General features: G+C 44.5%; 8 protein-coding genes and 1 tRNA gene. 8 read left to right on the forward strand and 1 reads right to left on the reverse strand.

The window, feature by feature from the left end; translation table 11 throughout:
• Window positions 1-114 precede the first annotated feature (114 nt).
• The 8 genes from thrC to NE665_RS02240 all read left to right on the forward strand — a co-directional run bounded on the left by thrC (window position 115) and on the right by NE665_RS02240 (window position 6,328).
• Entirely contained in the window at window positions 115-1,608 is a 1,494-nt protein-coding gene (thrC, locus tag NE665_RS02205; RefSeq protein WP_117443153.1) for a threonine synthase, read from the forward strand.
• Window positions 1,601-2,482 carry a homoserine kinase gene (gene thrB, locus NE665_RS02210; protein ID WP_117443152.1) on the forward strand — a complete coding sequence of 294 codons (882 nt, stop codon included), beginning with the start codon at window positions 1,601-1,603 and terminating at the stop codon, window positions 2,480-2,482. The genes thrC and thrB overlap by 8 nt, the downstream gene beginning before the upstream one ends.
• On the forward strand, window positions 2,482-2,916 hold the full coding sequence (locus NE665_RS02215) for an ACT domain-containing protein (protein WP_002607733.1): 435 nt from the start codon (window positions 2,482-2,484) through the stop codon (window positions 2,914-2,916). The genes thrB and NE665_RS02215 overlap by 1 nt, the downstream gene beginning before the upstream one ends.
• 200 nt (window positions 2,917-3,116) lie before the next feature.
• A complete protein-coding gene (locus NE665_RS02220) occupies window positions 3,117-3,839 on the forward strand; it encodes a TIGR01906 family membrane protein (RefSeq protein ID WP_117443151.1) in 723 nt (240 codons plus the stop codon).
• On the forward strand, window positions 3,832-4,401 hold the full coding sequence (locus NE665_RS02225) for a Maf family protein (protein WP_117443150.1): 570 nt from the start codon (window positions 3,832-3,834) through the stop codon (window positions 4,399-4,401). Before NE665_RS02220 ends, NE665_RS02225 begins: the two co-directional genes overlap by 8 nt.
• 76 nt (window positions 4,402-4,477) lie before the next feature.
• Window positions 4,478-4,551 (forward strand) — tRNA-Thr (locus NE665_RS02230).
• A gap of 563 nt (window positions 4,552-5,114) precedes the next feature.
• Window positions 5,115-5,549, forward strand: coding sequence for a thioredoxin fold domain-containing protein (locus NE665_RS02235; RefSeq protein WP_117445083.1), 435 nt, complete (start codon window positions 5,115-5,117; stop codon window positions 5,547-5,549).
• Complete coding sequence (locus tag NE665_RS02240; RefSeq protein ID WP_117445082.1) at window positions 5,519-6,328, forward strand: AAC(3) family N-acetyltransferase; 810 nt, start codon at window positions 5,519-5,521, stop codon at window positions 6,326-6,328. The genes NE665_RS02235 and NE665_RS02240 overlap by 31 nt, the downstream gene beginning before the upstream one ends.
• On the opposite strand, the gene NE665_RS02245 is transcribed toward NE665_RS02240, so the two are convergent.
• Window positions 6,316-6,768, reverse strand: a complete 453-nt coding sequence (locus tag NE665_RS02245) for a GAF domain-containing protein (RefSeq protein WP_117445081.1) — start codon at window positions 6,766-6,768, stop codon at window positions 6,316-6,318. The genes NE665_RS02240 and NE665_RS02245 overlap by 13 nt on opposite strands.
• Between the last annotated feature and the right edge of the window lie 209 nt (window positions 6,769-6,977).

The raw sequence follows: 6,977 nt of genomic DNA on the forward strand, positions 1-6,977 counted from the left end.
GTTCCTCCTCTATAAATTTTTGTGTCTTTGTTTCAAAAACACTTGTTTTTTTATTGCGAACATTGTATCATAGTAAAAAAAGAATTGCAAGACGAAAAAGAAGGAGATTAGAACATGGAGAAAATATATACAAGTACGAGAAATAAAGCGCTGGCGCGTACACCAAAGGAAGCGATATTAAAGGGAATTGCTGAGGATGGCGGTCTGTTCGTCTATGATGCCCTGGATACTCTGCACCTGCCGCTGCAGGATATGATGCAGATGAGCTATGAGCAGATGGCGGAAACAATTTTGCAGCTGCTGTTGCCGGATTTCACAAAGGAAGAGGTAGCGGATTGCGTTTTTAAAGCCTATAAAGGTAAGTTCAGGGATGAACACATCACTCCGCTGCACAAGGCAAAGGATACCAATATCCTGGAGCTGTTTCATGGTCCTACCTGTGCTTTTAAGGATGTGGGTCTGCGCATGCTTCCACAGCTGATGAGCAAATCCCTGCAGCAGCACCCCGATGCGCATGTTATGATTTTAACCGCAACCAGCGGCGATACCGGAAAGGCTGCTCTTGAGGGCTTTTTGGATGTACCGCGCACCGGAATCACAGTCTTCTATCCGGATGATGGAGTATCCAATATCCAGCGTTTGCAGATGGTGACCACCAAAGGATGCAATACCTGTGTCTGTGCAATCAAAGGAAACTTCGATGATGCCCAGTCCAATGTGAAAAGGATATTTCAGGATGCTCAGCTTTCTGCACGACTGAAGGAAAAGGGGATAAGCTTATCCAGTGCCAACTCCATCAATATCGGAAGGCTGATTCCGCAGGTTGTATATTATGTGTATGCATATAAAGAAATGGTTCGGACAAAGGAAATCGCATTCGGTGAAAAAGTGAATTTCTGTGTACCGACAGGAAATTATGGAAATGTGCTTGCCGGCTACTATGCAAAGCTGATGGGCTTGCCTGTCAATAAATTTATCGTGGCATCCAACTCCAATAATGTACTCTTTGACTTTTTAAAGGATGGCGTCTATGATCGCAACCGTCCGTTCTATAAAACGATTTCCCCAAGTATGGATATTCTGATTTCCAGCAATCTGGAGCGTCTGCTTTACTACAAGAGTGGCAAGGATGCTGCTTATATTGCTCAGCTTATGAGTGAGCTGGAAGAAACAGGACGCTATCAGGTGCGCGAGGATATTTTCACCTCTATCCGTGATGATTTTGCGGGTGGGTATTGCGATGATGCGGCCTGTGCACAGAGCATGCGTGAATTTTACGAGCAGAGCGGCTATGTCATGGACCCGCATACAGCAATCGCCTACAAGGTGATGAAGGACTATGAAAAAGAGGATGCGATGCATAAATGCGTACTGCTTTCCACTGCCAGTCCGTATAAATTTGCTCCTGCTGTTTATGAGGCTTTGTTCAAAGAAACAGATCTGGATGAATTTGCCTGCATGGAAAAGCTGCAACAGAAAAGCGGTGCCGCAATGCCAAAGCCGTTGGCAGAGCTTGCGAAAATGGAGGTTTTGCACAATCACCTGATTGATAAGAATGCTATGTCTACCTTTGTGGAAACCATTGGGGAGGAGATGTTTCATGATTAAGGTACGCGTACCTGCAACAAGTGCGAATCTGGGGGTCGGTTATGATTGTCTGGGACTGGCGCTTGACGATTTTGCGACGGTAACCTTTGAGGTGATAGCGGAGGGTCTGGAGATTGCAGGCTGTGAGGAAGCGTATTGCAATGAAGAGAATCTGTTTTATCAGGCATTTTTAAAGGGTCTTCAGTATATGGGGGAACGTGTGCCGGGAATTCGCATCACGGTCGAAACGGATATTCCCTATGCCCGGGGGCTTGGCAGCAGCGCTACCTGTATTGTTGCAGGGCTGGCAGGGGCAAATGCCCTGTTTCATAACCGCATGAACCGCTATGAGCTTTTCGATCTGGCAACACAGATGGAGGGACATCCGGATAACATTGCCCCGGCTATCTTTGGTGGTCTGTGTGTATCCTTTACGGAAGACGGAAAGCCGAATATGATCCGCTATGGCGTAAAGCGTGATTTACTGTTTGTAACGATGATTCCCGATTATGAGGTAAGCACCAAAGCAGCGCGGGAGGTTTTGCCAAATACTATGTGCTATCAGGATGCCGTCTATCAGATGGGACGCTGCGCAGCACTGGCAAAGGCGATGGAAATCGGCAATGCCATGATCATGAAAAAAGCCTGCAGCGATAAGATGCAGGAGCCGTATCGCAAAAAGCTGATTGCGGAATACGGGGATGTCCGTGTCCTGTGTGAGGAAACGGATATGATCACCATGTATATATCCGGAAGCGGGTCGACAATGATTGCGCTGACACAGGAGGAAGGTGCAGCCCGTATTCTTGAAGAAAAGATAAAAAACAAGTATCCGTTCTGGGATGTTCGCATTCTGCGTGCAACCTATGACGGTGTGCAAAGTGAGGTGTGCTGATGGAGAAATACTATATTGTAGACAGTACGATCCTGCCGGATGTGCTGGATAAGGTTATCGAAGCACGCTCCCTGCTGCAAAACGGTGAGGTAAAGCAGGTGAGTGAGGCAGTAAAACGTGTTGGCATCAGTCGCGGAACGTATTATAAATATAAGGATTATGTCTTTTTGCCTGCGCAGGGAATGAGTGAGCGCAAGGCTGTAATCTCCCTTATGCTGCATCATGATAAAGGAATTTTGTCAGAGGTGCTGAACACGATGTCGAGCGTCAATGCCAATATTCTTACGATCAATCAGAATATTCCGATTCATGAATGGGCATCTGTGGTACTCTCCTTTGATTTATGCGAAATGGCCGTATCCATCGATGAGCTTCTGGAGCGTCTGCGCAGCTGCCGCGGTGTAAGCAATCTGCGTCTGATTGCGGTAGAATAACGGGGGAAGGCATTTCAAGTTGATAATATCATTGCACTGAATTATAAGAAAGCGGGGATTCTCGCTTTTTCTGCTTCTATCATGTGGATAAAGGTGTTTTGCATAAAGGTCGTTGTTTTAAAATATAAAAAGGTGATTTTCTTTTTTTCTGAAATATGATACGATATAAAAAGTCATTTAATATATATAAGGAGTATCCTATGAAACAGCTGTTAGAAAAACTAACGACATTGGCGGCATATACTGCTGCTGTCTGCACAATCGTAATTCTGCTGGTTACGAGTATAAACATAAATTGCTTCAATAAGGATTTTTATAAAACTGAATATGCATCCCTGGAAACAGCACAGTCTTTGGGGATGACGGAGAAGGACCTCAATAAGGCGACAGACGCCCTGCTCGATTATCTGCAGGACCGCCGTGATAATATTGATGTTACCGTAGCGGTTAAGGGGACGGAAACCAAGGCCTTCAACGCGAGAGAATCCTCCCATATGGTGGATGTGCGCAACCTGTATCGCTTTGCCATGGTTTTAAGAAATGTTGCGATTATTCTGCTGGTGCTTTCTCTGGTTTACATGACAGTTCGTCTGAAAAGCGGAACGTTGACAATTTTCAGTATCAATTATATGAAAACGGCGATTTTGGCAGCGGTGTTCTTCGCCATGCTGGCAGGCTGGGCATATGTTGACTTCGATGCATTCTGGACAACCTTTCACAAGCTGGCATTTCGCAATGATTTATGGCTGCTGAATCCGGCAACTGACCTGATGATCAATCTGTTTCCATCACAATTCTTTTCCTCCATGGTATTCCGCATCGTGGGAATGTTTGCGACCGGATTTATCGGACTGTTTGTGTTCTGCTATCTCTTCCTGAGACATCAGCTTCACAAGCTTCACGGAGAACTGCATCATGACTAGGCGTTTGATTCTGGCAAGCGCATCTCCCAGAAGGCGCGAACTGTTACAGGATTTATCGTATCCCTTTGATATCGTAACTGCGAATTGCGAGGAATATGTTGATCACTCGCTGCCGATTGCTTCTGCGATTGAACAGATTGCCTGCCGCAAAGCCCTTACCGTATGGGAACAGCACCCCGAGGCAGTTGTTCTTGGTGCGGATACCATGGTGTGCTACGAAAATCAGGCAATGGGAAAGCCGGAGAACCGCAAGGATGCTTACCGTATGTTGAAGCAGCTAAGCGGTAAAACGCATACGGTTGTCAGTGGAGTAGCTATTGTTTGGAAAGGAAAAGCCGAGCTTTTTCATGAAGAAACAAGCGTCACCTTCTATGAGCTTGATGAAGAGCTGCTGAATCGATACCTTGACAGCAGTGAGCCATACGATAAGGCGGGGGCCTATGGTATACAGGGGATGGGGAAGCTGTTTGTGCGAGAATTGCATGGAGATTATTTCAATGTTATGGGACTGCCGATTGCTGCAGTTTACCGTCATCTGAAAGCGTATCTGGAAAAAAACTAAAAAATTTTGTTTTATGGTTGAAAAAATCGGCAATGCCTATTATAATATAATAGCTTTCCAATCATAAAGCATAACTGCCGGTATAGTATAGTGGTAATACAGAGCAATGGTAATGCTCAGCGCTCAGTTCAATTCTGGGTACCGGCACCAGGAAAATAACGAAGCCTTTGCGAAAAGGCTTTTTTAATATTTTGCAAGCCTGCACCTTCCTTACTTTGCTGTTGGATTCATACGGTCGGGGCTTTATTTACAATCTAAGGTGAAATCATTATGTATCGCAAGCAGGAGGGTCAAGCTTTATCACTATGTTGAAATACCGTAAAGCTGCTTTGCCTCCATATGGAAACACTCTGTTTCGTATTAACAAAGGTAAATTTGGTCCTTACTTCATTACCCCTGATATCGTAAGAGCATTTGATGAAAACAGTGAAGGATGACCATGTGTGGAAAAGGCAGCATATAAGGCTGAGTGTGCCAGCTACATGGAGCATACTACTGCTCAAAAGCAGATGCTTCCCTTTAAGTCATTATCTCCCGGGCAAATGATTTCTTTCATCCCCCATTGTATGATATACTTCAGATAGTCATTCTGCGCATTCATTTCCCCACCAAAAACGAACGCAGAGTGACTTTTTCTATGTATTGCTGAAAAACATAGCAGAGAATGCATATTCTGTGGTAAAATAATACAAGAAAGCGAGGTGTAGCTGTTCATGAAGAAAATACTGCTTTGTCTGTTTTGTACGATGTTTCTATTACAGGGCTGCAGTAAGAATCATGAGGGAGAACCCATTGAACTCACTGCTCAGGAAGTTTTAGTAAGACTGCAGGATTCCAAAAAGAATTCCTTCATGCTGTACATCACCTCGGATAATTGCTATTCCTGTGACGAATATGAAAAAGTGATACAGGAAATCGAAGAAGAAACACCGTTTGAAATCTATTATCTCAAGATGGATACCAATGAAGAAGATACAGATGTCAAACAGGTGATTGAGGAGCTGCAAATAACGACAGGGAAAATACAAAGCCTGCCGTCAACCTTTTACTTTTATCAGGGAAGTCTGCTGCCTGAAAATAGAAAAGAAGGATATCTGGAAAAGAAGGACTTGTTAAAATGGCTGAACGATCTGCATTTACTACATTAAATCAGGATACTGCAACGGTTTCTTCAAAGGAAGAAATTGTACAGCAGCTTACGTCACTAGGGATACAGAAGGGAATGGTTCTTCTGATTCAGGCAGACCCGCAGCGACTGGGCTATCTGATTGGCGGTGAACAGGCGCTGATTGAAGCACTGATGGATACTGTCGGGTATGAAGGTACTCTTGTTCTTCCGACCTTTACCCCTCAGCTTCTCGATCCAGCCTGCCAGAAAAAAACAGTGGAACGTGTCTACTGGGATGATGTGCGCGCTTCTGCATTCCCATTTGACCGAAAGCTGAGTGCACCTCAGGATGCGCTTGCATTGCAGTTTCTTCGCAACGAGGGAGTAGTACGCTCCTATCATCCGCTGTACAGCTTCGCGGCATGGGGGAAATATGCAAAGCTGATCTGTGATCGTCATCCTTTGCATTTTGGACTCAGTAAAGATTCACCACTTGGTAAAATTGTAGAATTTAACGGCTATACTGTACTGCTTGGAAATGAATATGAGAGCTGCTGCATGTTTCATCTGGCCCGCTATTCAGGAGATCAGCTCCCTATTCGTCTGGTCAGTGCTCCCATAGAAAATAATAAACAGACCATATGGAAGGATATGCTGGATCTTGATTATCAAACAAAAAACTTCTCCTCAATCGGAGAAGTGATGGAGGAGCGAAGCGTAGTGAAAACCTCTTATATCGGAAATGGGCGCTGCCGCATGTTCTCCGCCCGAGAAGCAATTACGCTGGCTACGGCCTACTTCCATATTCATAGAGACTGAAGTAGGATTCCTACAGCCTGCTCCAGATATTGCTGATCTACAGAATCAAATCTGGCAAAAACAGGGGAATCGACATCCAAAACACCCAGCAGGGTGTTTTCTTTTATAATTGGAATTACAATTTCTGAATTGCTTGCACCATCACAGGCAATATGAGTAGGGAATGTGTGTACATTATCGACCAGCAGTGTACAGCGGTTCCTTGCACTGGTACCACATACCCCTTTGCCCAGCGGAATATGCACACAGGCAACCTTGCCCTGAAACGGGCCGAGTATAAGCTCGTCGTTTTTTAGCAGATAAAACCCTGCCCAGTTCAAATCCGGGAGCTCATGAAATAACAATGCTGCCATATTTGCCATGTTTGCAATCATATCATGCTCATCCTCCAGCAAACCTTTCAGCTGCTGCACAATCAGCTCATACTTTTTTTCTTTCATAATCCGACCTCTCTTCTATATGTATAGCTATCGTATCATGAATTTGAGAAAAGAAAAAGGAGTTATCGATTAAGATAACTCGCAGACTGTTGACAAAGTGACTGTCGACAGTCTTTTTAAAATCTGATAGAATATCTGTGGCAGAAACGTACTTCATAAACCCAAAAATAGTCGACGTTTCTGCCATTTATTATGCCAAAAATGATATA

The organism is Clostridium sp. DFI.1.208, assembly GCF_024463855.1.
Classification (GTDB): domain Bacteria; phylum Bacillota_I; class Bacilli_A; order Erysipelotrichales; family Erysipelotrichaceae; genus Clostridium_AQ.